General features: G+C 45.2%; 25 protein-coding genes and 1 riboswitch. Of the genes, 17 read left to right on the top strand and 8 right to left on the bottom strand.

What is annotated here, in order from left to right; all coding sequences use genetic code 11:
• Positions 1 to 135 precede the first annotated feature (135 nt).
• Together GC096_RS05285 and GC096_RS05280 are read left to right on the top strand one after the other, a co-directional pair.
• Entirely contained in the window at positions 136 to 1,218 is a 1,083-nt protein-coding gene (locus GC096_RS05285) for a Gfo/Idh/MocA family protein (protein WP_171629239.1), read from the top strand.
• A gap of 459 nt (positions 1,219 to 1,677) precedes the next feature.
• Positions 1,678 to 2,586 (top strand): RNA polymerase sigma-70 factor, encoded by a 909-nt coding sequence (locus tag GC096_RS05280; RefSeq protein ID WP_171629238.1) that lies wholly within the window; start codon positions 1,678 to 1,680, stop codon positions 2,584 to 2,586.
• Here GC096_RS05280 and GC096_RS05275 read toward each other — a convergent pair.
• The 4 genes from GC096_RS05275 to GC096_RS05260 form a co-directional block, all read right to left on the bottom strand.
• Positions 2,575 to 3,702 (bottom strand): GerAB/ArcD/ProY family transporter, encoded by a 1,128-nt coding sequence (locus GC096_RS05275; protein WP_171629237.1) that lies wholly within the window; start codon positions 3,700 to 3,702, stop codon positions 2,575 to 2,577. The two genes, GC096_RS05280 and GC096_RS05275, sit on opposite strands and share 12 nt — an antisense overlap.
• Positions 3,699 to 4,856, bottom strand: coding sequence for a Ger(x)C family spore germination protein (locus GC096_RS05270; RefSeq protein WP_171629236.1), 1,158 nt, complete (start codon positions 4,854 to 4,856; stop codon positions 3,699 to 3,701). The genes GC096_RS05275 and GC096_RS05270 overlap by 4 nt, the downstream gene beginning before the upstream one ends.
• Positions 4,853 to 6,301 (bottom strand): spore germination protein, encoded by a 1,449-nt coding sequence (locus GC096_RS05265; RefSeq protein WP_246302588.1) that lies wholly within the window; start codon positions 6,299 to 6,301, stop codon positions 4,853 to 4,855. The genes GC096_RS05270 and GC096_RS05265 overlap by 4 nt, the downstream gene beginning before the upstream one ends.
• A gap of 147 nt (positions 6,302 to 6,448) precedes the next feature.
• Complete coding sequence (locus tag GC096_RS05260) at positions 6,449 to 6,928, bottom strand: carboxymuconolactone decarboxylase family protein (RefSeq protein ID WP_171629235.1); 480 nt, start codon at positions 6,926 to 6,928, stop codon at positions 6,449 to 6,451.
• A gap of 126 nt (positions 6,929 to 7,054) precedes the next feature.
• Between GC096_RS05260 and GC096_RS05255 the strand changes: the two genes are divergently transcribed.
• From GC096_RS05255 to GC096_RS05185, 15 genes are all read left to right on the top strand, one after another.
• Entirely contained in the window at positions 7,055 to 7,933 is an 879-nt protein-coding gene (locus GC096_RS05255) for an ATP-dependent DNA ligase (RefSeq protein ID WP_312886192.1), read from the top strand.
• 101 nt (positions 7,934 to 8,034) lie between these two features.
• Positions 8,035 to 8,186: riboswitch (FMN riboswitch) on the top strand.
• Between the two features lie 186 nt (positions 8,187 to 8,372).
• Positions 8,373 to 9,278 (top strand): DMT family transporter, encoded by a 906-nt coding sequence (locus GC096_RS05250; protein WP_171629304.1) that lies wholly within the window; start codon positions 8,373 to 8,375, stop codon positions 9,276 to 9,278.
• Positions 9,279 to 9,595: 317 nt separating this feature from the next.
• A complete protein-coding gene (locus GC096_RS05245; protein WP_171629234.1) occupies positions 9,596 to 10,396 on the top strand; it encodes a sugar phosphate isomerase/epimerase family protein in 801 nt (266 codons plus the stop codon).
• 29 nt (positions 10,397 to 10,425) lie between these two features.
• Positions 10,426 to 11,775, top strand: a complete 1,350-nt coding sequence (locus GC096_RS05240; RefSeq protein ID WP_171629233.1) for a TrkH family potassium uptake protein — start codon at positions 10,426 to 10,428, stop codon at positions 11,773 to 11,775.
• A 231-nt stretch (positions 11,776 to 12,006) separates the two neighbouring features.
• A complete protein-coding gene (locus GC096_RS05235) occupies positions 12,007 to 12,606 on the top strand; it encodes a TerD family protein (protein WP_171629232.1) in 600 nt (199 codons plus the stop codon).
• A 38-nt stretch (positions 12,607 to 12,644) separates the two neighbouring features.
• Positions 12,645 to 13,226 carry a TerD family protein gene (locus tag GC096_RS05230; RefSeq protein WP_171629231.1) on the top strand — a complete coding sequence of 194 codons (582 nt, stop codon included), beginning with the start codon at positions 12,645 to 12,647 and terminating at the stop codon, positions 13,224 to 13,226.
• A 217-nt stretch (positions 13,227 to 13,443) separates the two neighbouring features.
• On the top strand, positions 13,444 to 14,190 hold the full coding sequence (locus GC096_RS05225) for a MeeY/MeeF family manganese export membrane protein (protein ID WP_171629230.1): 747 nt from the start codon (positions 13,444 to 13,446) through the stop codon (positions 14,188 to 14,190).
• An 82-nt stretch (positions 14,191 to 14,272) separates the two neighbouring features.
• The gene (locus GC096_RS05220; protein WP_171629229.1) at positions 14,273 to 15,376 is read left to right on the top strand and encodes an HpcH/HpaI aldolase/citrate lyase family protein; all 1,104 of its coding nucleotides are present in this window, start codon (positions 14,273 to 14,275) and stop codon (positions 15,374 to 15,376) included.
• A complete protein-coding gene (locus tag GC096_RS05215) occupies positions 15,321 to 16,733 on the top strand; it encodes a phosphoribosyltransferase family protein (RefSeq protein WP_246302587.1) in 1,413 nt (470 codons plus the stop codon). Before GC096_RS05220 ends, GC096_RS05215 begins: the two co-directional genes overlap by 56 nt.
• Complete coding sequence (locus tag GC096_RS05210) at positions 16,706 to 17,839, top strand: cysteine protease StiP family protein (protein ID WP_171629228.1); 1,134 nt, start codon at positions 16,706 to 16,708, stop codon at positions 17,837 to 17,839. The genes GC096_RS05215 and GC096_RS05210 overlap by 28 nt, the downstream gene beginning before the upstream one ends.
• Positions 17,836 to 18,669, top strand: a complete 834-nt coding sequence (locus tag GC096_RS05205) for an HAD family hydrolase (RefSeq protein ID WP_171629227.1) — start codon at positions 17,836 to 17,838, stop codon at positions 18,667 to 18,669. Before GC096_RS05210 ends, GC096_RS05205 begins: the two co-directional genes overlap by 4 nt.
• Positions 18,666 to 19,688 carry an ATP-grasp domain-containing protein gene (locus tag GC096_RS05200; protein ID WP_171629226.1) on the top strand — a complete coding sequence of 341 codons (1,023 nt, stop codon included), beginning with the start codon at positions 18,666 to 18,668 and terminating at the stop codon, positions 19,686 to 19,688. Before GC096_RS05205 ends, GC096_RS05200 begins: the two co-directional genes overlap by 4 nt.
• A 261-nt stretch (positions 19,689 to 19,949) precedes the next feature.
• Positions 19,950 to 20,558, top strand: coding sequence for a sigma-70 family RNA polymerase sigma factor (locus tag GC096_RS05195; RefSeq protein WP_068668226.1), 609 nt, complete (start codon positions 19,950 to 19,952; stop codon positions 20,556 to 20,558).
• Positions 20,559 to 20,615: 57 nt separating this feature from the next.
• Positions 20,616 to 21,260 carry a pentapeptide repeat-containing protein gene (locus tag GC096_RS05190; RefSeq protein WP_171629225.1) on the top strand — a complete coding sequence of 215 codons (645 nt, stop codon included), beginning with the start codon at positions 20,616 to 20,618 and terminating at the stop codon, positions 21,258 to 21,260.
• A gap of 26 nt (positions 21,261 to 21,286) precedes the next feature.
• Positions 21,287 to 21,850 carry a 5' nucleotidase, NT5C type gene (locus GC096_RS05185; RefSeq protein WP_171629224.1) on the top strand — a complete coding sequence of 188 codons (564 nt, stop codon included), beginning with the start codon at positions 21,287 to 21,289 and terminating at the stop codon, positions 21,848 to 21,850.
• 24 nt (positions 21,851 to 21,874) lie between these two features.
• On the opposite strand, the gene GC096_RS05180 is transcribed toward GC096_RS05185, so the two are convergent.
• Genes GC096_RS05180 through GC096_RS05165 form a run of 4 tightly spaced genes read right to left on the bottom strand, consistent with a single transcriptional unit; the run spans position 21,875 to position 26,967 of the window.
• Positions 21,875 to 23,173 carry an MBL fold metallo-hydrolase gene (locus tag GC096_RS05180; RefSeq protein ID WP_171629223.1) on the bottom strand — a complete coding sequence of 433 codons (1,299 nt, stop codon included), beginning with the start codon at positions 23,171 to 23,173 and terminating at the stop codon, positions 21,875 to 21,877.
• Positions 23,173 to 24,828 carry an ABC transporter permease gene (locus GC096_RS05175; protein WP_171629222.1) on the bottom strand — a complete coding sequence of 552 codons (1,656 nt, stop codon included), beginning with the start codon at positions 24,826 to 24,828 and terminating at the stop codon, positions 23,173 to 23,175. Before GC096_RS05175 ends, GC096_RS05180 begins: the two co-directional genes overlap by 1 nt.
• Before the next feature lie 24 nt (positions 24,829 to 24,852).
• A complete protein-coding gene (locus GC096_RS05170; protein WP_171629221.1) occupies positions 24,853 to 25,962 on the bottom strand; it encodes an ABC transporter substrate-binding protein in 1,110 nt (369 codons plus the stop codon).
• A 42-nt stretch (positions 25,963 to 26,004) separates the two neighbouring features.
• A complete protein-coding gene (locus GC096_RS05165; protein WP_171629220.1) occupies positions 26,005 to 26,967 on the bottom strand; it encodes an ABC transporter ATP-binding protein in 963 nt (320 codons plus the stop codon).
• Positions 26,968 to 26,990 lie beyond the last annotated feature (23 nt).

The raw sequence follows: 26,990 nt of genomic DNA, 5'->3' as shown, positions 1-26,990 counted from the left end.
AATGTCGCAATCTTACACTTCCGATGGCATCAATATGAACTAAAAAATCGTCCTTCTCTATGCTATTGTCAATCTATATTGAAATGAAGGGAAGTTCGGACTTCATACACTTTCATGAGAGAAGGATTGACGAGGATGAGTAAAAAGCTGCGTATTGGGATAATCGGAACTGGGGGCATTGCCAGAGCCCATATAACCGCGTATAAAAAGCTTGACTATGTAGAGATTGTAGGTGTGGCCGATGTCATCCCAGGCAAGGCGTCAGCATTCGCGAAGACGGAAGGATTAACGGAAGCTGCTTCATTTGATAGCCATACGGATTTATTGCGCTTAGATTTGGATGGGGTTAGTATTTGTACGCCGAACGTTTCCCATCACGTAACGACTGTGGATTCTCTGCGCGCAGGAAAGAATGTATTACTTGAGAAACCGATGTCGGTGACACTTCAAGAAGGTATCGATATGACACAAGCGGCGAATGAGAGTGGGAAGATGCTAACACTCGGTTTCCAGCCTCGCTATGATCCGAATATGAAGCTGCTGCAAACGATTGTGCAATCTGGACGACTTGGCAATGTCTATTATGTAGAGACGGGAGGCGGGCGTCGCCGGGGTATGCCAGGTGGAACATTCATCAATAAACAGCTCGCCGGGGCAGGCGCGATGGCGGATATTGGTTGTTACTCGCTAGATATGGCGCTTAATACGCTTGGATATCCTCGTCCGCTAACGGTGTCCGCATTTACGTCTAACCATTTCGGCACGAACTCCATGTACCATCCGGAAGCGAGCAAGTTCGAAGTCGAAGATTTCGGGGTTGCGATGGTGCGTTTCGAGAATGATCTTGTGCTGCAATTCAAAATATCGTGGGCGATGCACATGGATACCCTTGGAGCAACGATGTTTCTCGGTACGGATGCTGGTCTTAAAGTGACTCCGGCTGGTGCTGGGCCGTGGTCAGGGGTATGGGATGGCTCCGTAGGTTCCATCACGCTATTCCATGATGAATTCGGCGGACATACAGCGACGCCAGTTCCGCTTGTCGAGCATAAATTGAATCTGTTCGATCAGAAAGTACATGATTTTGCCGAAGCGGTTCGGGATGGTCGACCAGCCCCAATTCCTGGTGAGCAAATTCTAATTCAGCAAGCAATTATTGACGGCGTGCTGCGCTCCGCGGCGACTCGTCGTGAGGTATCGGTGGAGTTGCCTAACTGAAATAGTGATATATGCAAAAAAAAGGAAAAGCAGCCTAATAGGCTGCTTTTTTTCCATATGCCCTGCTGAGGTGTGACATGCTGGTTGTGAGTCGATCAGATGGAAATTTCGTAATTCTCCTTGTGTGCTCGGCGAATAGATGGATTTTGTACAGTTAAATTATGGGCTAATTCGATTAAAAGCAAAATAGATGGATAATCTGTAGTTAATTTTAACCATTTTTGCCAATTTGAATGAAACAGGTGGTTTTAACTACATATTTTACAGTTAAATCGAGTTTTCGAAGAAAATCCTCATAAATAGCTGTATATTTTCCAGTTAATACAAATTTGCGAATCGCAAGTCCCTCCCCTATTTCAAGATGCATGTCACAGATGGACAACGCCAGTTGTCTTATCAAAGACGCATGTTTTTGTCAGAAGGGCTGAAGTTTCTCTTTAGGAATGAAGGAGGGGTATTATGCAAAGTTTCACAAAGGATCAACCCACAACGAGTATCGAGGATTTATATACAACCTATAAGCCTCATTTGTTTGCCATCGCATATCGGATGCTTGGTTCTAGATCAGATGCAGAAGATATGGTGCAAGATTTGTTCATAAGCATTCATGGACATAGCAATGAGAATATTCATAATACCAAGTCTTATTTAAGCAAAATGATGGTCAACCGATGCTTGAATGAATTAAAGTCAGCGAGGAAAAAGAGAATTAGCTATGTGGGGAATTGGCTGCCTGAACCAACCGTTCAGCTAGGCGAGGATCGTCCATTGGAAAGCGCAGAGCGCCATGATACGATTTCTTATGCTTTTCTTATTCTGATGGATAAACTGACTCCTTTGGAGAGAGCGGTGTTTATTCTTCGCGAAGTTTTTGCTTATGAACATAGTGAGATTGGCGAAATGTTTAATAAAACGGAAGTGAATTGCCGGAAAATATTCAGTCGTGTCAAGAAGAAGGTAGATGTGTCCTCAGCCAAGCAGGTAAGTCCATCCACCCGTCTGGTTGAAGAAAAGGAACTGGTGACACGTTTCATTTCGGCGATTTCGCATGGTAACATTCAATCCTTGGTGGATATGTTAACAGAGGATGTCGTGCTGATTGCAGATGGTGGAGGGAAAGTATCGGCAGCTATCCATCCTATATATAGGAAAGAACGCGTACTCAAGTTGTTGAGTGCTCTCTCTCAAAGTCGCTTCCCGGTTTCGAAAGCACAGCTTGTAGAGGTCAATGATCAACCTGGGGTAATGTTATCGCAAGATGGTGTTCCCACGGGTGTCATTTGTTTTGAATGGGATACCCACACCATGACCATGCAACGAATTTACATTATCGTGAATCCAGATAAACTAGAGCATTTAGCTATTTGAGACTTTACGGCGAAGTCGTATGCCGCCAATTGCCCATAAAATCAAGGGAATGACAATGTAGACGGCAGGGTAAAAGATGCTAATCAGAAACATGTTTTTAAGTGTAAACGAAAGCCGAAGATGGTGGGTGCTATAGATAACGTATATCAATAAGATGAAAGCTATGACGTAAGCAATAAACTTCCAATTTTTAATTCCTGTCCACTCCGATAAACCATAGCTGAGTATAAATAAGCATACGGATAATTTAATGAAAGCGCCAAGCAGCCAAAGCGGTATGAAAAAAGCATCGATATTCTGAACGAAATTGAGAATGGAGACGAATTTGGTTAGTGAATAGACAGGAGCAATTAATTTAGCCGCCACGTTGGGCCCGGTCACAAAGAGAAGAACTAGCGTGGTCAGAACACCCCATATCATGGCTACAGCGGTCCCCCATAGGATCGCTCTTGTAGCAGTTCGCTTATTCTCGGCGAAAAAGAATAACATAAGAATAATCGAAGGATCCATCATATAATTGTAGGAACGAAACGTGCCCTTCAGAATATGAGTCCAGCCTGAATCAGCATAAATGGGCAGAATTCGATTTACCTCCATATCCTGAGGATTCAAGAATAGCTGCCCGAATAGCATGAGGACGAAGAAAGGTCCAATCATTTCAGCACAGCGGCTAATCGTCGTAATCCCACCTTTATAAATCGCATACGCAAGAAGAAATAACATGCACAGTACGATGACGATCATCGGTGTGTTATGAACGAGAACTAAATTTACAAATTCGGCCATACCTCTTACGATCGTAGACATTTGCATAAACCATAGTAGAAAATACACGGTGATGATGATTTTCCCAAGTACAGTTCCTAATAGGTCTTTCATGAAATTGACCAACGTTTTATCCTTATTCTGCAGACAAACTCGGAGCATCATCCAGGTGATAGCCATCATGATTATGCCCCCGAGTAGTATGGAAATCCAACAGTCTTGACGTGACTGCTCCGCGGCTAACTGGATGGGGAGGTAGGAAACCACGATAATGGAAGAAATACTAACCAACCAAAACATTTGATAACCGCTTACTTTCATACCCTCGTTGTCACTCCTTACCTTCCTCATTCTAATTGACCGCCAAGCACTCCGACGGATCTGATATGTATATTCGCTTGGACAGTAGCTTCAACTTTCTTGAAATTCTCATTCCAATCGTCTTTTTGCGATTTCCACCAGTACGGATATTTGCGATGAAGATAGGCACCGATACCGAAAACATCGGGTCCCCATTGCTGAACTTTCACCAGTGCAAGTTGTAATTTGGATTGGATCTGCTCATTAAGGTACTTTTCGACTTCTATCATATTATGTACTTCGGACATGTCTAGTGAGGTCGTGTTCTCAAGAAGATAGGCTTGCGCCTTGACCTTTATGACAACCTGACGCGGATCATGGTTACCGTTAGATTGAACATTACGAGCAAGGTGGGTTAATCGAAACGATAAGATGCCATTGCCTTCCTTCCATGGAAAAGTCACGCTTTGTGCACTTCCTTTCCCAGACAACCAAGCCACATCTGAGCCTTCGAAATCGTCTAGTACGCCACCTACTTTCAGTTTTTTGTTTAAAACAGCGTATCCGGATAAGACAGCTAAAGGATTTGCTTTTTTGGTGTTCACCTTCACATTTCTGATCTGGAGAATCGGTATCAGCGAACTGATTTCCTCTGCTACACTATCGATAATAAATTGTCTGGTAGAGAAGTTCTTCATTCCGTTGATATGCATTTCTTTACCGGCAGCGATGCTCGAGAGATTCTCCATAGGATGCTTAATCAGAAGGAATTCCTTGGCATTGTTTCCTTTGACCATGATGGTGACATCTCGTTGATTGTTCGCAGGATCTCTCCCCAGCTTATCAAATAATTTGCTAACGTCATTCTTGTTAAAAAACTCCTCACTGATCGCGATCAGTATCCGATGGCTCGTCATCAATCGACGGGACATCTCTCTTTGTATTTTCTCAGTGGCTTCAAAAACATCTTTACCTTTAGCCGACATGACGAGAAAGCTATCGGAATCGCCAGATCCGTTTTTAAATGTATTCATCTTAGAGGGGATTGCGATCTGATGGCTAACTTCAATATTCCCGTTCTCAACATGGTCAATCGCTGTCCCCATCACGAAAGCTAATTGATTCGGTTCCACAAAATCCGTGCAGCTGGTTAAAAGCATAAAGAGAGACAATGACACGCATGTTTGGATGGCAATACGGATCATGTTGAACGTCCTTTCTTATTGCGACCGTTCTTGACCCAGAAGGGGTATCGAATAAGTAGATCTCTAATCCGTTTACCATCGAATGGGGCTACTGGACTTAAGTAGGGTGTTCCAAAGGACTCAAGTGATACCAGATGGATCAACAAGAAAATAATGCCGAAGGCAAAGCCGACAAAGCCTAGGAACCCTGAGATGAATAGCATCAAATACCTGATTAAGCGAAAGGGAAGCGTGGCGCTGTATCTGGGAATTGTATAAGCTGCAACGCCTGTTAACGAAATGACGATGATAATCGGCGTAGAGATGATCCCGGCTTCGACAGCGGCTTGTCCGATGACCAAGGCACCGATAATGCTGACGACAGGCCCGAGTTGATTGGGGAGATGAACGCCAGCCTCTTGTAAGCCATCGAAAACAAACATCATGAGGAATAACTCAATGACGGTGGGGAATGGTGTATTTTCCCTCGCGGTTGCAATTCCGATCATGAGGTAACTCGGGACCATTTCGGGATGGAATGTTGACAGTGCGACGTAGATTGCAGGTAAGGCAAATGAAATAAACGTCATAATGTATCGGATCATCCGAATTATGATGACAAATATAAAACGCTCGAAATAATCGTCTGCCGATTGAAGACCTGACCAGAGGGTAACCGGAAGAATAAGAACAAAGGGAGTGCCGTTCGTGATGAGAGCGACCTTTCCCTCTATTAAACTTGCAGCTACGATATCGGGCCTCTCGGTATTCTGGATTTGCGAGAAGATGGAGAAGGAACTATTCTCCAGCCATTCTTCAATATACGCGGAATCAATGATGCCGTCCATTTCGATTTTACCCAGTTTCTCTCTTACTTCTGATAATACTTTCTCATCTGCAAGTCCCTTCATATAGGCAAGAATCACATCTGTTTGCGTGTATTTGCCAATTGTAAAAGACTCCATTTTCAGAAGCGGGTGAATGATCCTGCGTCTAATTAACGTTGTATTGGTGCGGATATGTTCCACGAAGCCTTCCTTGGAGCCTCGCAAGGTTGCTTCCTTCATCGGCTCTTGAATACCTCTTGTCTCGTATCCCTGGACTTGAGCAATGAGTGCAGAAGCTTCACCGTCCACCAAGATAGCTAAGCAGCCGTGCAGGATATGGTTAACCAAATCCGCAAGGGATTTGTCGGTCTTGATATCTGTTAATGGCAACCATTCACGTCTGAACATCTCAGCAAGCGATTGTATGCGATCAATGCCTTGCGGCAAGCCGCTGAAAATCAATGGCTTCAGAATGTTATCTTCAATGCTTTGTAGGCGAGTCATGCCATCCAAATATACGAGTAGAAGTTGGGTTTCATCCATTAATTTAAAGGATCGTATGACCATATCGGAGCAATCTTTGAACTGTTCGGTGAGATAATCTTCATTCGTTTCTATACTCGTGCTGATTGCCTCCAAAGATGATTCCCTCCAGTGCCTATAATCTCGGAGATAGTATGAACAGAGCGGAAAGTGCTTATGCAGAAATTGGCATGTATAAGGATGGTGTCACGGGGAAATAAAAAAGAACCCTTCGCAGGGTTCTTAGTGGGGCTGGCTATGAGATTAACTCAAACCAGCTTTCGTTAGTCCAAATGCTGCATCTGCCGAACCTGGTACGTTTTTGAAAGCGACATTGATGCGATTCCAAGCATTAATAGCCATGACGGAGAAAGTTAGATCTGAGATTTCTTTTTCAGAGAATTGACCACGAACGCGATCATACAATTCGTCCGGCACACCATGCTCAGGAAGCTTAGTCAGAATCTCTGTCCAAGCCAGTGCTGCCCGCTCGCGCGGTGTAAACAACGTGGATTCACGCCATATGGCAATGTGGTAGAGGCGAAGTTCGCCTTCCCCATGGATCTTCGCTTGCTTGACGTGCATGTCTAGACAGAACCCACAACCATTCATTTGCGAAGCACGGATGTGAACAAGATCAAGAATCTTCTCTTCAACGGCACTATCGTGTTCGGCGTTGCTGAATTCCAGCATTTTTTTGAAAAGCTCAGGTGATTGCTGCATATAATTTAAACGTTGTGTCATCAGTGATTACCTCCAATTTTTTTGTGACACTTATAAGACAATTGAGGGCATTCATGTGTGACATCAAAGCGATAATTTTTAATTGTTTACCGTGGGAAACAGTTACCAATAGGCAGAAGGTTCATAGTGAAGTATCATTTAAATCAGGGTGATAATAACATGTTCATTTCTCCTATGATGCTGTACAATGCCAAAAATAATCAGCCATTTTACAGTAAGAATCATATTGCGGAATTAAAATTAGATGGTTTACGATGTATTCTTTCCCATATGGATAAACTGTATGTATATACGAGACACAATGACTTAATAACGCATAAATTCCCTGAGCTATTAAGATGCCCTGTACCGGAAGGCACCATACTTGATGGTGAATTAGTCGTGCTGGATGATCAAGGGAAGCCTGATTTTGAAGCGATGTCCGCACGGTTTTTATCTAAGAAAAATAAGAAACCTGTGGTTTTTTGTGCTTTTGACATTTTGCGATACAAGGGAATTGACGTCACGGGTTTAAGTTTGCTTAAGCGTAAAGAGCTGTTAGAGCAGGCTTTTAGCGAAAATGAGAACTATAAAAAGATTGAAATGTTCGAGGGAAATGCCATCGAGTATTATGAACACGTTCGCGGCCGCGGACTTGAGGGCATTATTATAAAATCCAAAAAAGAAAATTCCACTTACGAAATAAACAAACGCTCCATCCGCTGGCAAAAAGTAATTAATTGGACGTACGCCGATGTGTACATTTCTGGATATAGGAAAAATAATTTTGCTTTACTGGCTTCTATTGATGCAGCAGACGGATCCAAGTTACCAGTAGGAATCATTGAATCAGGCGTTTCCCCCCTTCATATGAAGGCTATAGAAGGCGTGAAGAGGCGATTAGTCTTCAAGGAAGACAAGAATTTCGCCTATATGGAGCCGCGGATTATGGCGAGGGTTAAAACTAGAAGCTGGACCCAAAGCGGGAGACTGCGTTCACCGGAATTTATAGAATTTGTTATTTAATTAGAGGCTGAAATCACCAGGGAAGATGAGGTGATTCAGTCTTTTTTCATTTATACAGTTGCCAACTAAACTGTAACCTGATAGTATACACTTAATCGAATATGAACCTTCGGGGCAGGGTGCAATTCCCTACCGGCGGTGAGGATACATGCATGCGTGTATCTCCAGCCCGCGACTCCCAGCCAGTAATGGCTGGGACTGACTTGGTGTGATTCCAAGGCCGACGGTATAGTCCGGATGAGAGAAGGTGAAGAACAAACTTGTTAAATTTCATCATTTAACAGGTCTGTTTGTCAATGCCCCCGCCATTATCATGTGCGGGGGCATTGTTCTTCGAGAAGGTTCAATTCAAACCGTTCTTTAGGAGGTTTTTGAATTGGAAAATGCATTTAAGTTCGGAAATAAGGGCGCGACTCTTCAACCCACACGTACGAGTGGTATGAGCGGGATCTGGTATGTCGCTCTTGGCGCAACCCTGTGGGGACTGGATCCTCTATTTCGCATCTTACTATTGAAAAGCTTTACCTCGGCGCAAATCGTATTCATCGAACATGTTCTCTTGGCCATTTACGCTGTGCCCGTTTTGATGAAATATCGCCGTACGTTAACTGGCAAGCTCTCACTTGCTGTTATTGGAGCGCTGCTGTTCATTTCTTGGGGTGGATCGGCAATTGCCACCATTCTATTCACCGCGGCTTTCTCTCATGGCAGCGCCAATGCGATCTTGCTTCTACAGAAACTACAGCCCTTATTCGCAATTATCCTAGCTCGTGTGCTGCTCAAAGAGACATTGCCGTCGAAGTTTTTCGCCTATATCGGGGTGGCCCTGTTAGGTACTTATCTGCTGACGTTCGGCCTCGGTTTGCCTGGCATGGGCTTGAAGGATTTAGGTACAATAAGCTGCTTATTTTCCATATTGGCGGCTGTTTTGTGGGGCGGTTCCACGGTGATGGGGAAATTCCTGCTTCAGAAAAAGTTGGATTTCCCTGTCGTGACCTCACTTCGCTTCTTGCTGGCACTGCCACTTCTGACGATTGTTCTGTTAGCAAGCGGTGACCATTGGGGGCTGAATGGATCGAGCAGTGAGCTTACGATTATCGCGGTAAACCTGCTGTTCCAAGCTTTTTTCCCAGGCCTGCTTAGCATGCTGCTTTATTATAAAGGCTTGTCCACCACCAAAGCGTTCTTTGCGACGTTAGCTGAACTTGCATTCCCTGCAGTTGGGGTTTGTATGAACTGGCTTGTATTTGGTCAAAAGCTGACGATAGGTCAGCTGCTTGGGTTTATACTTATCTGGTTGACGCTATGGATTATGAGCCGTAACAATAGGAATGTGACAGCTTGATACCTCCGACATCCTGCTCATGGCTAACGGCCACAGGAGCTTCTATTAAACCGGAAAGTACGAAATAAGAAAACTAACGGACAGAGAAGACGTTAATCTATGAAATATGCCATTATATGGGGTATCTTTGCCATAATAGCGGCTCCTGCGTCCGTTAGCTCCTAAAAAGAACTACTTTGACCGCAATAGCGTCATTCATGTCCGTTAGGACATCGCAATTAGCAGCACCAATGAGATCATCCCAAAATTGCACTAGTCAAATAATGTAAGATGATTTAAGCTTGACTCATTGATTGTGTTGAGGAGGGCTATGAAAGATGGAAATCAAATTATTTAAAGCATTGTGGGGCATGGAAGGCTCGCTAGAATCCCAATTTGAACGAATTGCAGCAGCGGGTTATGTGGGAATTGAGGCACCGATGCCGACACTTGCCGATGAAGATCAGTTCAGGAAGCTGCTTGAAGCCTATCAATTGGACTATATAGCTATGGTATTTACGCAAGGTCCTGACCATATCGCTTCTTTTGCTGAGCAAGTGGCACGGGCGGTTTCATTTCGTCCCGTTAGCATTACATCCCACAGCGCCAAGGATTCGATGCCTTTTGAAGAGCAAGTCGAATTCTTTCGTGAAGCGGCTGAAATTGAGAAAAGATACGGGATTGCGATCGGTCATGAGACGCATCGCGGCAGAGCCTTGTATAATCCATGGGAAACAGGCAGGCTGCTAGATGCCGTGCCTGGGATCAACCTAACAGCGGATTACAGCCACTGGTGCTGTGTAACCGAGACCACCTTAGAGAATGAAGAGGAGAATTTGCGCAAATCCTTCTCCCGTGTCCTGCATATTCATGGCCGAGTAGGCTATGCACAAGGACCTCAAGTGCCAGATCCAAGAGCACCGGAGTATGCAAACGAATTGCAGAAGCACATGAGCTGGTGGAATAGCATCGTACAAGCGAAGCAGGATGCAGGACTAACGACAGTCACCTTTACACCAGAGTTTGGGCCTCCAGGGTATTTGCACACCTTGCCGTTCACGAACCAACCTGTTGCAGATTTATGGGACATTTGCCTTTGGATGGGAAAACATTTCAAAGGACAATATAAGAGTATCTAATCTTATTACTCTCAGTTGAAGGTATAATCATGCTCAATAAACTAAAGAAAATGCCAGCATCAAGACATATTGTTATCGCTTATATGATTGGTATTTTTCTAATTGCCATTCTTCTTAAATTACCTATTAGTTTAAAACCGGGCGCCACGATCTCTTTCGTGGACGCCCTCTTTACATCTGTTAGTGCAGTCAGCGTGACAGGTCTGACGACGGTTGGTATCACGGATACGCTTAGCAATTTCGGTATTGGCGTACTTATCGTTGCTTTTCAATTCGGTGGGATCGGCGTCATGACGTTGGGGAGCTTCTATTGGCTATTGTTCGGTCAGGAAATCGGATTGCTGCAGCGAAAGATGATTATGATTGACCAGAATCGCCACCATTTATCTGGATTGGTTCAGTTAATGCAGCTAGTGTTGGGCTTTACGCTGATTCTAGAGGCGATTAGTACATTGGCATTTGGCTTGTATTTTTATTTTACTGGCGAATACGGGTCGATTGGGAAAGCACTGTATTATGGGATGTTTCATACCATTTCCGCATTTACGAATGCTGGATTTGATCTATTCGGCAACTCCTTGCTTAATTATTCGAGTGATTATTTCGTTCAGGCGCTTACGATATTCTTGATTGTATTAGGCGGGATTGGGTTTCCTGTCGTGGCTGAGTTACGAGAATATTGGTGGGGCGGGCATAAGAATTTTCGGTTCTCCCTGTTTACCAAGCTGACACTCGTGACGACATCGGTGCTGCTACTGTTCGGGACGATCGGCTTCTGGTTGACGGAGCGAACACATGCGTTGGCAGGGATGAGCTGGCATGGGAAAATACTCACCGCACTCTTCACATCCGTCACTTCACGCAGCGCTGGACTTACAACCATTGATATGTCTACCATTACAGAGGCAAGCCTGCTGCTTGTTTCTATTTTAATGTTTATTGGGGCTAGCCCTTCCTCTATGGGGGGCGGTGTTCGCACAACGACCGTAGCCGTTATTGTCTTGGCCCTTATTGCTTATGCGCGCGGGGAGAAAGAACCGAAGGTATTCGGTCGGATGATAAGCCAAGAGGACTCACTCAAAAGCTTTGTGTTTTTCCTCACGGGTATAGCACTTCTTCTCGGAGGGATCTTCGTCCTGCTGATAGCTGAACCTAACCGTTGGGGAGTGTCGGCGATCCTATTCGAGGTGGCGTCAGCGTTCGGCACGTGCGGTTTATCCACGGGAATTACCGCAGATCTTGGCACCGTTAGCAAAATCTCGCTCATCGTGCTCATGTTCATCGGACGCATCGGATTGTTCTTGTTTTACTCCCTGTTTACCAATGGGAGAAAGAAACCGGCCATCCGATATCCAGAGGAGAAGCTCATCATTGGATGAGAAGCCATCCAATGGAAAATTATTGAATACCATAAGTTGTAAAATGTTATAATAAGATAAAACGCAGCCTAGGATCGTCCTGTGGCTGCTTTTCTTTTGAATTCTGGGGGATTTTGACTATTAAAGTCGAATTAACAAATAATTTACCCAGGAAAGTGAAACGTGTTTGAATTTTATGCGTATCAGATAAGGGAGTTCACTAAAACAGGTAAGCGAAGGGAGGTGACCTCGTTGACAATCAGTTTAGTCAAAGGTCAAAAGATTGATTTAACAAAAGGTAACGCAGGTCTTTCTAAAGTTGTGGTTGGATTGGGTTGGGATCCTGCAGTTGTTGAGAAGAAGGGGTTCTTCGGCTCAAAGAAATCGGCCGTTGAGATCGATTGTGACGCTTCCGTGATCTTATTGGATGAAAAGGGAAGAATAACGAATCAGAAACATGTAATTTATTTTGCTAATCTACAAAGCCCTGATGGTTCAGTCGTTCACTCTGGTGACAACCGTACCGGAGATGGCGATGGTGACGATGAGACGATCTCAATTCATTTAGGACAAGTTCCAGCGGATGTGAGTAAAATCGTATTCGTCGTGAATATTTATGACTGTGTGAATAGAAAGCAAGATTTCGGTCTCATTCAATCCGCTTATATCCGTGTATTGAATGGTTCTAATCAACAAGAGTTGGTTAAGTTTAACTTAACTGATGACTATTCAGGCAAATCATCCCTCATTGTTGGTGAAATTTACCGACACAGCGGCGAATGGAAATTCAGTGCAATTGGTGAAGGCAATACAGACACAACCATTGGACAATTAGTTAAAAGATATCAATAATGGCACAGCCAAATCCCATATAAAGAGAGGTATTTCACATGTCTATTTCATTATCTAAAGGTCAGAAAGTCGATTTAACGAAAACAAACCCAGGTTTGACGAAAGTTCTTGTTGGCTTAGGATGGGACACGAACAAATATGATGGCGGTAAGGATTTCGATTTGGATGCTTCCATTTTTGCAGCGAATGCAGCTGGTAAAGTTAGCAACGAATCCGATTTTATTTTCTACAACAACACTAAAAATGCGAATGGTTCTATCGAGCACAAAGGTGACAATCGTACAGGTGCAGGCGATGGCGATGATGAAGTTATCTCCATTGATCTTAGCGCAGTACCTGCTGAAACAGAGAAAATCGCATTCTGCATTACGATTCATGATGCGGAAGCAAGAGCGCAAAACTTTGGACAAGTTTCCAATGCTTATGTGCGTGTGTTGAATGAAGGATCTGGCGCGGAATTAATCCGTTTCGATCTTGGCGAGGATTTCTCCATTGAAACAGGTGTTGTGATCGGCGAACTTTACCGCAATAACGGCGAGTGGAAATTTAGTGCAATCGGCAGCGGTTATAAAGATGGACTAGCAGGTTTGGCACGTGATTACGGTTTACAAACTTCCTAATAAGAAGTCTAATGGAATAGGGTGGTGCTTTCTGGAGCATCACCTCCCTACTCTTCTTAATCAATTCAACTCGAGAAATGGTGTTCACTTGACCAGCTTTGTTGCGTTATGGATTGGAATTCAATGATCCGATTAGACGAATTGTGTAATCGGTGAATGAGATAGATGAGGAAGATCACGTAAGGATGAATAGCAATTAAACAGGGGGTCCATCTTAATGTCAGACTTTTTCCAAAGCTTTGTAGATAATTTTATGAATTTCTTTAGTTGGGACGTACTCTCAGCAACACTAACTGATCCCGTAAACTGGGGGATTATCGGTACACTCGTCCTTCTCGAAGGATTACTTTCTGCAGATAATGCGTTAGTGCTTGCTGTAATGGTTAAGCATTTGCCGAAGGAACAGCAGAAGCGAGCTTTATTTTATGGTTTATTAGGAGCCTACATATTTAGGTTTATCGCCATTGGTGTGGGTACGTTCTTAGTACAGATTACCTGGATTAAGGTAGCCGGTGGGTTGTATCTCCTTTGGATTGCTTATAGTAACCTCTTCATGAAGAAGCATGGCGACGAAGGCGGGGAAGTCAAGAATAAAGGTCTATCCTTCTGGCGTACCGTTCTTGCCGTAGAAATCATGGATATCGCGTTCAGTGTCGATAGCGTTCTTGCCGCATTTGGTGTGAGCGACAAGGTGTGGGTATTGTTCTTAGGTGGTATCTTAGGCGTCCTCATGATGAGAGGCGTGGCGCAAGTCTTCTTGAAGCTCATTGACAAGATCCCGGAACTGGAGAGAACAGCGTTTATCTTAATTATCGTCATCGGTCTTAAAATGATTGCTGGAGCATTCGGTTTCCACATCTCACATGTGATCTTCTTCTCCGTCATTATTGCTTTGTTCGGAGGAACAATTATTCTAAGCATGCTTCGTAAAAAGGACAAGTCTGGATCAGTTAAAGAATCTTAAAATTTAATCTTACGTGTAACCAATGGGCAATCCCTCCGCTAAGGAGGGATTTGTTTGTTGAAATAAAGAGGGAGGAATCGGCATGCGATATTTCAATTATTTAACTGCGGATGAAGAGAAAGCTTTATTTTATTTACCGCCGAATTCCTTCCATAATCATTCGCACAAAGACATTTTAGCTCATTCTGTCGGTGCTGCGCTGTACATGCCAGCGACCCGACGTACGTTCGCAGAAGATATTGCTTTTGGTAAAATTGAAGGCTTGGTGTCCGTTGTCCTTGATCTGGAGGATGCTGTAGGTGATAACGAAGTGCATGCTGCAGAAGAATCCCTTATTGGACAAATGAATCAGATCGCCCATTGGATGGAAGTTGGCATTGTAAGTGCTGAGAATCTTCCGCTGATATTCATCCGTGTTAGAAGTGTAAATCAATTGAACTACGTACTAGAGCGACTGGAAGAGCATGTAGCCCTTCTAACGGGTATTGTGTTCCCGAAATTTACTGTGGAAAATGGCGAGGATTATTTTCAAGTTTTAGAAAATTACAACGATGAGAAATCGGCATCTGCACCAATTTTATATGGATTACCGATTCTAGAATCTGCCTCGATTATTTATAAAGAAAGCCGCACTTTTACCTTACTGGCGATTAACGAAATTATAACGAATTTTAAGGATTTGGTCTTGAACATCCGGATTGGCGCTACTGACTTTTCAAGCTTATTTGGGCTGAGACGAAGTCAGGACAGAACGATTTATGACATTGCCCCGATACGGGATTGTGTGGCTGATATTATTAATATGTTTGGTCGTATGGAAGCCTCCAACGTGATTTCTGGACCCGTGTGGGAATATTTCCCGACGAAGGGACTCTTAAATGAAGTCATGCTCGATAAAGAGAATGGCTTGATTGGGAAAACAATTATTCATCCTACGCACATTAAGCCGGTTCAAACTCTCTATGCGGTCACACATGAGGAATATACGGATGCGATAAGCATTCTGAAGAACAGTCATGGCGACCTTGGGGTTATGAAGAGTGTCTACGGCAATAAAATGAATGAATTCAAACCCCATTTCAATTGGGCAAAACGTATTCTTTTACGATCACAAGTTTATGGGGTGCTGCATGAACAACAAACCTTTGATGGATTACTCACTGGACCTAACCGAGCGTACGTATAAAATAGCAGGCGATTTGGAGCTTCACGTCACCGTGACGTCCAATCCCCACAACATACCGTCCGATGCGTTATTCGCGATGGCGGCGAGAATTAATAAGAAACGATCTTTCTTGTTTGTAAGCAAGGTGCTAGGCAAACATATCCCGGTGAATCCGTACACTTCACTGTTAAGTGGAACTACATTAGCGATATTATTGCAGGAAGCGTTACAAGAAACGAAGCTAGAAGAGAAGGTACAGCTGGCTGTTGAGGGGCTCACATACCCGGATAAAGCGGAAACGGCCTATAAAGCGATCATGTCTGAACGTTTACCATTAAAGCAGCCTATTGCTTTCATTGGATTTGCGGAAACAGCGACGGCCATTGGCCATGCGGTCTATGAAGCTTTTGGCCAAGGAAGCCATTATTTGCACACGACACGCGAAGTGATCGATGAATCACCATCCATATTTCAATTCCAAGAAGAGCATTCACATGCTACAGATCACTATGGCTACTCCGATGACCCTGCCATTCTTGCGCAGCCTGAAATTCTTGTTCTCGTTGATGATGAAATTACGACAGGTAGAACGTCGCTTAATATCATTCGCGACCTGCAAGGGAAATACCCCAAGAGAATGTACTACGTGTTAGCACTGCTAGATTGGCGTACAGAGGAAGACATTCTACACTTTGCCGAGTTGGAGCGGGAATTGCAGATTACGATTCACGTCATCTCATTAATTCGCGGGAATACGAAGGTAGTTGGCTCTAGCGAGAGCTTGCCCTTGCAAGCGCCTAGCCCTTTGCTTGAGGAGCGCACAGATCTGCAAATTTGCTATGTGAATCAGCTATTCTCGCATGCTCCTTATGCAGGGAACCGCCCTTATTTGCAACATAGCGGAAGGTTCGGGCTTACCACCTCCAATTCGGAACAATTGGATCGTTCCATTACGCAGACGGCCGAGCTGCTTAAACGTAAACGTACAGGGATTAAGACACTCTGTGTAGGCACAGGGGAGTTTATGTATATCCCGATGCGAATTGCTGCTGAGATGGGGGCAGGGGTGTCTTACCAATCAACGACACGCAGCCCGATTCATGTCATGGAACACGCTGACTATGCAGTGAAATATGGCCACGCTTTCCCCTCGCCAGAGGATGAACAAGTCGCGCACTTCTTCTACAATATTCCGTACGGCACGTATCAGGAAATCTTTCTTTTTATGGAGAGAGAAGCTTCGCCTTCGTCTATGGAGCCGATTGTACGTATTCTCCAAGCCAAGGGACTGCACACCCTGCATATCGTCTTCTTCTCGCCGCAAACGGTCGATTGGAAGGAGGCTAAGGTATGGAAACTTGGCAATCCAGACGCATAGATGACCCCCTGCCTATTGGGAGTTATCCACCGGGTGATGTGACTTTTTTACTGAAGGATATCAGCAATATCAAGCTGGAAGTCGCTTTAGATGCTAGAGAGCGAGCTATCCAATCTGGAACGCACTATTCCGAAATGCTTCCTCAGGAGCATCTGCCTTCCTCGGATTATTTGAACCTGTATCAAGAAACCCTCGAGCTGTCTGCCGAGAAAGTAGCTGTATCCGTCGGTGTGGTTGCTGAGCTTATCCGAACCAAAAAGGGGCCGAACACGGTCCTTGTTTCCTTGGCTAGAGCGGGTACACCTGTTGGCATTTTGATCAAGCGATACTTGCAAGATATCCACCAGATGAACCTACCGCATTATAGTATCTCGATTATTCGGGGCAAGGGGATTGATGAGAACGCTCTCTTGTATATGTTGCAGAAACATCCGGGTGCTAAGCTGCAATTTATTGATGGGTGGACAGGCAAGGGGGCCATTCGTAAAGTGCTTACCCAAGCTTGTGGCAAAATGGCAAGGGATTACGGGATCATCCTAGACGATGATCTAGCGGTACTCGCCGATCCTGGGCATTGTACAGACATGTTCGGAACCCGTGAGGATTTTCTCATACCGAGTGCATGTCTGAACTCGACGGTCTCCGGTTTAATGAGTCGTACAGTGCTGCGCGACGATTTGATTGGCCCGCATGATTTTCATGGCTCGAAATATTACAAAGATTGGCTGGATCACGATCAGTCTAATCATTTTATCGAATCGATTGTTCCTTTTTTCAACAAGGTGACTAAGGAAGCTCAAGAGATGGCCCAATCTTTCGTGACAGATCCACCTGAAATTACCTGGCATGGCTTACGGGATATCCAAGAGATTCAGACGACCTATCAGATGGCTGATATCAACTTGATTAAGCCTGGCGTGGGAGAAACGACTCGTGTGTTGCTTCGGAGAGTACCGTGGCGGATCTTGGTAGATCGCATGGATAATCCGCATATTCGGCATATCTTGCTGCTAGCTGAGGCGCGTGGAGTACCTATTGAGGTGTATCCAGGCCTCACGTATTCGTGTTGCGGCCTCATACAATCTGTGAAAGGGGATGCCGAATGATTTATGCCAGTGATTTAGATCAGACCTTAATCTATTCCCAACCAGCAGAGCGAGCGGAGCAATTGGGGGAACGTATCATGGTTGCCGAGCTGATCGATGGCAAAGTGAGATCCTATATGTCCGCCAGCACGTATCAACGATTACAAGAGCTGATGAATGAACTCATTTTCATCCCTGTGACAACACGAACGATTGCCCAATATGAGCGAATACACCTCATCAGTCAAATTCTGAAACCCCAATATGCGGTTACAAGCAACGGGGGGAATATGTTGATCGATGGCAAAGTGGATACCGAGTGGCGAGATCTCGTCAGGGCTCGTGTCAGCGAGACGAGTGCTCCTGTCGAGGATGTCCTGCCTGTCATGCAGGCAGTGTTGCAACAGGATTGGTTAATTAGCTCGAGCTTCTGCGATGAGTTATTCTACTCCCATATCGTCGAGCGTGACCGTATGCCTGTACAGGAAATAGCCGATTTGAGCAAACAGTTGAAGGGTATGGGCTGGCGCACTTCTGTTCAAGGAAGGAAGGTCTACATCGTCCCTGAGGCCGTGAGCAAGGGAGCAGCAGTTGCCCATCTAAAGCAAATACTTGATGGTCGGAAAGTCATTGCTTCGGGTGACTCCCTACTGGATCAGAGCTTGTTAGACATCGCTGATTACGCGATTGCGCCAGGTCATGGAGAGTTATTCCGCCAAGAACAAATAACCCCGTCCGGCGTATATAGATTTACGGAGGAATCCGGCATTTTTGCAGCTGATGACATTACCACATTTGTACATTCCACACATAGCGAGCACCGAAAGTTGCTCATAAAGGAGCCCTCATGAAAAAAGTATGGTTTAACCGTTGGTTCTCTGTTGCTTATCATTACATGAACAGCATCCGTAATAATGAGGATGGGGCTCAGTTTAAGATGTATGCAACGCATCCGGATCGTACCCACATGGCGCTGCAAGCAGCGGACTTTGCAGCTACAGAGCCTGTTCTTGGCGATGACGACTATGTGGAATTTGCCCTGAACTTTTGTAAACAGCATGGGATTGATGTGTTTATTCCTAGGCTGCATATGTACGCGATTGCCAAGCATCTCGATGAGTTTGAGAAAATAGGTACACGCGTAACGGTGTGTCGTGATCTGGAGCTCTTAGAAAATCTCATGGAAAAGCAGAAGTTTTACGAGTCCATCCGGCCTAAGGGGATCGTCGCGATTCCGGATTATCATGTGGTGAATACGGCTGAGCAGTTTCTTAAAGCGCATGATGCGCTTACTGCGGCTGGGCATGGCGTCTGCATGAAGCCAACGAATGGTGAGGGTGGCAATGGATTTCGGATTATCAGCAATAAGCGGAATGCGCTCACTGATATGTTTGGACCGGTTATGCCGTATCTCACGAAAGAACAAGCCTACCAGAACTATTCGACTGTGGAACGTTTTGATGATGTCATGGTTATGGAAGTACTGGGTGGCCATGAATACAGCATCGATTGCTTAGCTTCCGCATCTGGTGAGCTTCTTGCGGCTGTCCCGCGTCGTAAGGCGGATGGACGATTGAGGCTGTTGGAGGAAGTGCCAGAGCTGATTGAACTTGCTAATCGGGTAGCTGCTACTTACCGAATTCCCTTCAATTATAATATTCAAGTCAAATACAATCAGGATGTACCGAAGCTGTTGGAGATTAATCCGCGGATGTCAGGCGGTTTACATGTCACTTGTTTATCGGGCATTAACTTCCCGTATTTAGCTGTGAAATCACTGCTTGGCGAGCATGTTGAGGTCCAAAAGCCAACCTTCGGCCTATTGGCAAGCCATATTGAACAATATGTTATTATGAATCTCGGTGAATAATCACTGCCGCGCATCATATCTTTGATAAGAGATGATCATTTCGTATCAATCAGCGAAGAGGGTGCGCGGTGTGATCGTAGGCGGAATTATCTTATTCGGAATTATTGTAACGCTAATCGTCATAGCAAGTGCAGAGAAAGCGGAATATGTGTCCAATTTTATCGATAAATAGTCATCTTTGAAGCCTGAAAAGGTTTCTTTTTTTTGCTTCAATTTGGTAGAATAGAAGATAGGTAGTTTACTATGTGAAGGAGATTTAACATGCTGCAATTAAGCGATAGTCAACTTGCAACAATGTGGAGTCAAGGAGATGCGAAAGCGTTTAATCGACTTCTGGAGCTGTATAAGGACAGAATTTATCGATTAGCTTTTCGTATGCTTCGAAATAAATCAGATTCCGAAGATGTTGTTCAGGAGACTTTTTTGCGTGCACATTTGAATTCTCATCGATTTGACGCTACCAAAAATTTCTCCAGCTGGATCTTTAGCATTGGCAAAAATGTTACGATTGATCTGATGCGGAAGAAGAAAAAAGAGCTCTCCATGGATACAAGCGGGTTTCCATCCCAAGATGAACGCCCCCTGATTGAGAAGTTGGTGAGTCATGAGAAGACGCCTGAGCTTCAGCTTATTGAACAGGAAACGTATAGCCAGGTGGAACAAATGATTCAAGATCTGCCAGATAAATATAAAGATCTCATTGTTTACAAATATTATTTGGATATGTCCTTAGAAGACATCAGCCGAGAAGTGAATTTACCTGTTTCTACGATTAAGACGAGGCTTTTTCGTGGCCGGAATTATATCAAAAGAAAATGGGGATCCTTATTCTTCATGCTGCACAGCTTATCCACGATGATCATTTTATAAAGGTAAGCCGGTAAGGCTTATTTTTTTGCCCATTACCTTATGTTAAAGGAGTTTTTCATGAGTAATCTTAAATTAGATGCACCCAAAATGCCTAAAGAAATGCCCATCATAACCTTGCAAGAAGGAAAGTTTGAACCTGAGGATAGTTTTCATACTGGCATCATTAGTGATTGTGTCATTGATAATCAGTCAGCTTATAAGGTAGCGTTTGATAAAGTGATTTTTCGCAATGTGACATTTACACGAATCGCGATGAAAGAAATTGAATTTACGGATGTTATTTTTGACCGATGTGATTTATCGAATGTCGACTTTACAGAAGCGACGATACATCGAACGGAATTTCGGAATTGTAAAATTATCGGCATGGATCTTACTGGCTCGACCTTACGAAACATCCTTTTTCAAGATTGCTTAGGGGATTTTTCGACGTTCCGAATGGCAAATCTCAAACAAATCACGTTTCACACGTGTTCTTTAAACAACTCTGATTTTTATGAAGCGACTTTGCAAAAGCTACAATTTGAGCATTGTCAATTGGAACAAGCACAATTTACGGGTACGAAGCTGGATGGGATCGACCTCAGTACATGTGAATTTACAAGCTTAGGTGTAAGTATTGAAGATCTGCGCGGATGTATCATTTCTAGAGGACAGGCTTCGGTATTTGTAAGTCTTTTTGGGATCAAATTAAAGGAATAGAGGCAAGGTGAATGGAGGGGTAGACGGTGAAATTTGGATTTGATATTGATGATACCCTCATTAATCTAAGAGAGCATGCGTTTCATATTTATAATCAGAAGCTGCAGCAGGACATTGGGCTAGAGGTGTTTCATGCCTTGCCAACGATGGAAATTCACAGTGCTTTTGGACTAACGAAGGAAGAAGGCGGGAAGTTGTGGTACAGCCTGCGTGATGAGATCTATTATTCAGACTGTGCGTTATTCCCCCATGCGCGTGAGGTTTTGAACAGGCTGGTGGAGCAAGGTCATGAGGTGTACTACATTACGGCTCGAGCCAAAGAGCATACGGAGCGCACACGACAATGGTTGCTCGACCATGGATTCCCTGTCGCAGAGGGGCATTTCTTCTGTGGGATGAGTGATTCCGAGAAAGTACATATCATTGAGGCACTAGAGTTGGATTATTATTTTGATGATAAACCAACCGTGCTGGAGACGTTAGCGCACCTGCCTGTTCGCATTTGTGTGAAGGACAGATCGTATAATCAACATCTGGCATTGCCGCGGATTACGTCTTGGGACGAGCTTGATGAGCTTATGAAGGGTTAAAAAAGTGAAAAGGTACTCGCATCGTTACAACACGATTCGAGTACCTGGCTGAAGGGAGAGCAGATCTTGCTCTCCCTCTTTTTCGAGCTGTTGGAGCAGCGCATCCGTATCCCGTTTCGGGGCGTGGACGAGCAACTTGAAGTTGCTGCGCATAGATCGAACCATTCGGCGGACATCGGGGAGTCCTTGATGAATTTTGTAGCGGGTGGCGCGTATGCGGCATCCGCTTTCTGCATCCGGCAGGGCAAGCAGACGCCAAGCAAAAGTGCCTTTCGCAACATGCCCCGTGATCAGGATGCCATTGTTGGGGTTATGACGAAGCACATCGTAATACCGTTGCGCTTTGCTGGATTGCATCATGCCATCCGTTGTGAACCATATCGCCGCGCGCGAACCCGCGATGTCCTCCTGGAGGAGACGTTCTCGATCATCATCAGTTAAGATGATGGCATAACGTGAACTGCTTAAGGCTTCGGCTAATCGCGCTGCCATGCCACCCTTGAGCCAGCTTGGATGTTGAAGCATGAGCTTCATCGATTCGATCAGTTCGTGCTCCACTCGGATCGGCGTTTCAGGGTATTGCTGCTCCATGAGGAGCAGCAGCTCCTGTCCTCGACCGCAAACAGGAACGGGCAATAGTAGTAGGCCATTTGCGTTCAAAACGGAATCAGCTTCCTTGAAGAGATGCTCGAGTTTGGTCTCTTGCTCATCAGTGTCCGTGCTGTAGGCAGCATCCAAGATGGCGCCATCTAAAGTGATCCCCTGGTCGATCAGCCGCGGCGAATCCGTCTCGAGCAGTATAGAATCCTCACTATAATCACCTGAGTAGAAAAGCCGCTTTCCTTCAAGCTCAATCAGGATCCAGATGGAACCGAGCATATGTCCGCTGCGCCCCCAACACAAGCGAAGCGTTGGGGAGATGGCAAACCAATGCTGCGCTGGAGCAGCCTCCTCGATGAATGCGTACTTGACAGAAGCAAGGTGGGTTTCATCGTAGGGTAACGCTCCACCTTGTTGACCAACGTAATTCCTCCAGCTTGTATAATAACCAGGCAGCTGTCCAGCTGTGATGCGCGTCGTCCACACGACGCCAGTGTATCCTAATTTGTATAACAAAGGGATCGCAATCGAATGGTCTTCATGGGCGTGAGATAGAAAAACCGCATCCAATGCGGCCACTTTAGAAGCATCTAGAAGCGGGTATTCACCGATGCCTTCACGCTTTACCCCACAATCGAGCATCACACTGCTCCTCGTATTTCCGATCCAATAACAGGAGCGCCCGTGTTCACCGGCTCCGCCCCATACTTCCACATGCATCATTACGCATTCCACTTTCTGTTTGAATTCATGTTGTTGACAATCAACAGCAGGATCGTCGTTAGGCCGACCGAAACGACGGCCATGGCCATACCGAGCGAAATTTGACCTTGTTCAAATTGAGCAAAAATATACGTCGCCGACGTCTGCATCGACGGCGGGAGCACCATCATCGAAGCGACGAGCTCGCGCAGCGAGATGGTGAAGGTCATCATCCAGCCGGCGATAATGCCCGGCAGGAGAAGGGGTAAGACAATACGTCGGAACACGTACCACGGCTGCCCACCGAATACTTGCCCGGCTTGCCGCAAGGATTCGTCGAGCTGGCCGTTGCGTGCCTTGACGTATTGAACGGTGTACGGCAGGAAGAATACCACGTAAGTGAGGACGACCATGCCATAGGTGTTGTAGAGATGGAGCGGCATCCATGGCGCGTTCCATAACATGATGAGTCCGACTACGAGGACCATATCGGGAACGGTGTTCGGCAGCAGGCTGAACATGTCGGTGATCCGTTCCGGCAAGCGTTTGCCGCGCCCGATCGTGAGGGCGAACCAGGTGCCAAGCGCCGCCGCTAAGCATGCGGCGAGCAAGGCGAGGCCCATACTGTTCGTTAGGGCTTTCATGCTTGGTGAGCCCCACGTCAGCAGCTCACCGTAGTGTCGGAAGGTGAGGTTCGTCCAAGCGAGCCCATTGCCCCTGAGCTTCATGAGCGAAGCCGAGATGATCGAGAAGTAGGGGATGCCAATTGCCGTAGCGAGCACAAGAACCACATACAGCCAAGCAAGAGCGCGTTGCCAGCCGCGGTAACCCATTAATTTGCCTTGGGCGCTTTTCCCGCTCACAAGGTTATAGGAATGTCGGCGTACAATCACGGATTGTACATACCAAAGGATGAGGCAGGCCATAAGCAAAAGTGAGGCTAACGAAGTCGCTTTTCCGAAATCGACGGGCCAACTGGAAATGGAAGCTTGAATTTCCGTCGTAAGAACGAAATAACCGATGCGTTTCCCGAACGTGATAGGAGTACCAAACTCGGCCAATGTTTTGACAAATATGAGCAATGCTCCCATCACATAGCTGGAGAACACAAGTGGTAAAAGCACTCGCCGCAAGGTATAGGAATAACTAGCCCCATGTACAGCTGCAGCTTCTTCCTTGTTTCCGCCGATTTGTAGAATGGCATTTCGCAGAATAAGATACAAAAAAGGAAATAAGTGCAGACTCATGATCGTGATCATTCCGAAAAGAGTGAAAAAATGACTGGAAATCCAGTGAGCACCTGGAAAAAACTGCTCTAAGTATCCTCGTGGCTGCATGAAGAGGATCCACCCCATGGATCCAATATAGGGCGGTGTCATGAAGGGAATCAGCAGCACAATGTCCAGCCAACGATGCTTGCGCAGCGGTGTTTTAGCCATGATCCAAGCGAGCGGCAAAGCGAGAAGCGTTGATCCCAGAACAACCCAAATGCCTAACATGAAAGAGTTGCTGAAAACACCCGTTAAGTCTTTTTCGATGACAGTTCGTAGAGGGGCTAGGAGATCTAATGTCCCCTTTGTCCAAATACTTTTCCAAGCCACAAATAGAAGAGGAAGGACGACTAGCATAGCTAGAAGCAGCAATGCTAAGTACGTCCCAGTACGTTTTACAATCATCTTGTCGTCATCCCCAACCTCAGCTTACTTTTTGAATAATTGTGTAAATTTTTGAGTGATTGCATCTTGATTTTCATTCATCCAGCTCCAGCTCACATCAAAAGTTGGAATATCTTTCGCGCTAACGCGGCCTTGAATTTGGATGTCGCTGCGGCCCGAAAGCAAGTACGAATCAGTAACCAATTTCTGAGCTTCATCCGAAAGCAAGTAATCAATAAATGCTTTGGAGGCATCCACATTTTTGGATGTTTTCATAATCATCGCAGGTCGCGGGGAGATGACCGTCCCACTTGCTGGATAGATCAAATCAATCGGCTCGCCTTTTGCTTTTGAAGCGTAGGTCATATAGTCAACACTTGCCATAACGATCTTTTTAGCTCCAGAAATAACCGGATCCATAGCTTCCTGATTAGCACCTGCAATGATAGCTCCGTTTGCTTTCACTTTTCCGAACAAATCCCATGCGGCATCACCGTTTTTATTCGTATAGCCAGACATGAAATCAAGTGCGGAACCGGATTGCGCTGGGTCTGGAATATTAATTTGATCTTTCCATTCTGGCTTCGTTAGATCGCTCCACTCTTTCGGAGGGTTCGTTACCAGCTTCGTATTATAAGCAATACCTAAGGCAGATAGACTGTAGCTAAAATAGTTGCCATCCTTGTCAGAGTAAGCAGGAATCAGCTTATCGCCATTTTTTGCTTCTTTGTATGGAAGCGTTAGCCCACTTTTGGTCATCCCGATTGCGGAAGGGAGCGAAGCAAGAATAACAACATCGACAACAGGATTGGACTTTTCAGCTTCCATACGTGCCATGATTTTACCAGTGGTTCCTTGGAACATTTCAACTTCTACACCTGTTTTTGCTTGAAACGCTTTTTGAATGCTTACTGCAAGCGGGTTAGGTCCTGCGCTGTAGACAACGATTTTACCGCTAAGTTTTTTTGCTTCTGGTGTAGCGGTTGGTGCTGTTGATGCTGACGTAGTGGCTGCTGCAGTTGTTGGTGTAGCCGTTGTAGACCCTGCTGTCGTTGTTTGACTAGCCGTCCCACATCCTGTTAGACTGACTCCTACTAAAACCGTCATTAAAGCTAATGAACTCATGTGAAAAGACTTTTTCATTTTCGTTTTCATTTTTAAACGCCCTCTCTTATGTATGATTATGGTCATTGCTTGTTAAAGCACATGAATCTGTTGCTGTGAAACATAGAATTGGACGGAATCTCCAACGGTTAATCGCGATGGATGATAGGCCATCCAAACCTCACCCGTGCTTAACTGCACAGTAACTTCATAACGTTCTCCCATATAACTAACTGTTTGTACGACACCTGTGTATGTCAGTTCGTCTTCAGAAACAGACGTCCATCTCACATGCTCAGGTCGGACTAATCGCTTGTCCACTTCCAACCAATTGGTCTTGCCAATAAATCGAGCAGTAAAGGGGTGCTTAGGCTTTTTGTAAACGGCTTCAGGTGTATCCTTTTGTAAAATACGACCATCCTTCATGACGATGATTTCGTCTGACATCGACATCGCTTCGGTCTGATCATGTGTGACATACACGGTTGTAAAACCGATTCTTCGAACGAGATTCATGAGCTCGAGGCGCATTTCTTCCCTCAGTAGAGCATCTAAAGCACTCATAGGCTCATCGAACAACACAAGCTGAGGCTGGACTACAATCGCACGAGCGAGTGCAACACGTTGCTGTTGGCCTCCAGAAAGCTCATGTGGATAGCGCTTTTCTTTTCCTTCCAACTGTACCAACTCAATAGCTTCCATCGTTCTTTGACGCCAATTTGCTTTGTCACCAGTAGCTTTAAGTCCAAAAGCAACATTCTCTAACACGGTTAAATGTGGCCAAAGTGCAAAGTCTTGAAAGACCATGCCAAAATTACGTTTGTGTACAGGGCGATTGATCCTGCCCTTCTTCGAAAACAAACAGACATCTCCGAAATGAAGCTCACCTTCATCCGGTGTCTCCAGACCAGCAATGATCCGAAGAAGGGTTGTTTTACCGCAGCCAGATGGGCCTAGTAAAGTTGTGAATCGTCCTTTGGCGAGGGAGAGCTGAATGCCTTCCAGTGCTGTCATGGAACCAAAAGATTTGCTTATACCGCTAAGTAGTAGAGACATCGCATGCTTCCTTCCGTGCTTTT

The organism is Paenibacillus plantarum, assembly GCF_013141695.1.
Classification (GTDB): Bacteria; Bacillota; Bacilli; order Paenibacillales; family NBRC-103111; genus Paenibacillus_E; species Paenibacillus_E plantarum.
This window is presented reverse-complemented; position numbering and strand designations above follow the sequence as displayed.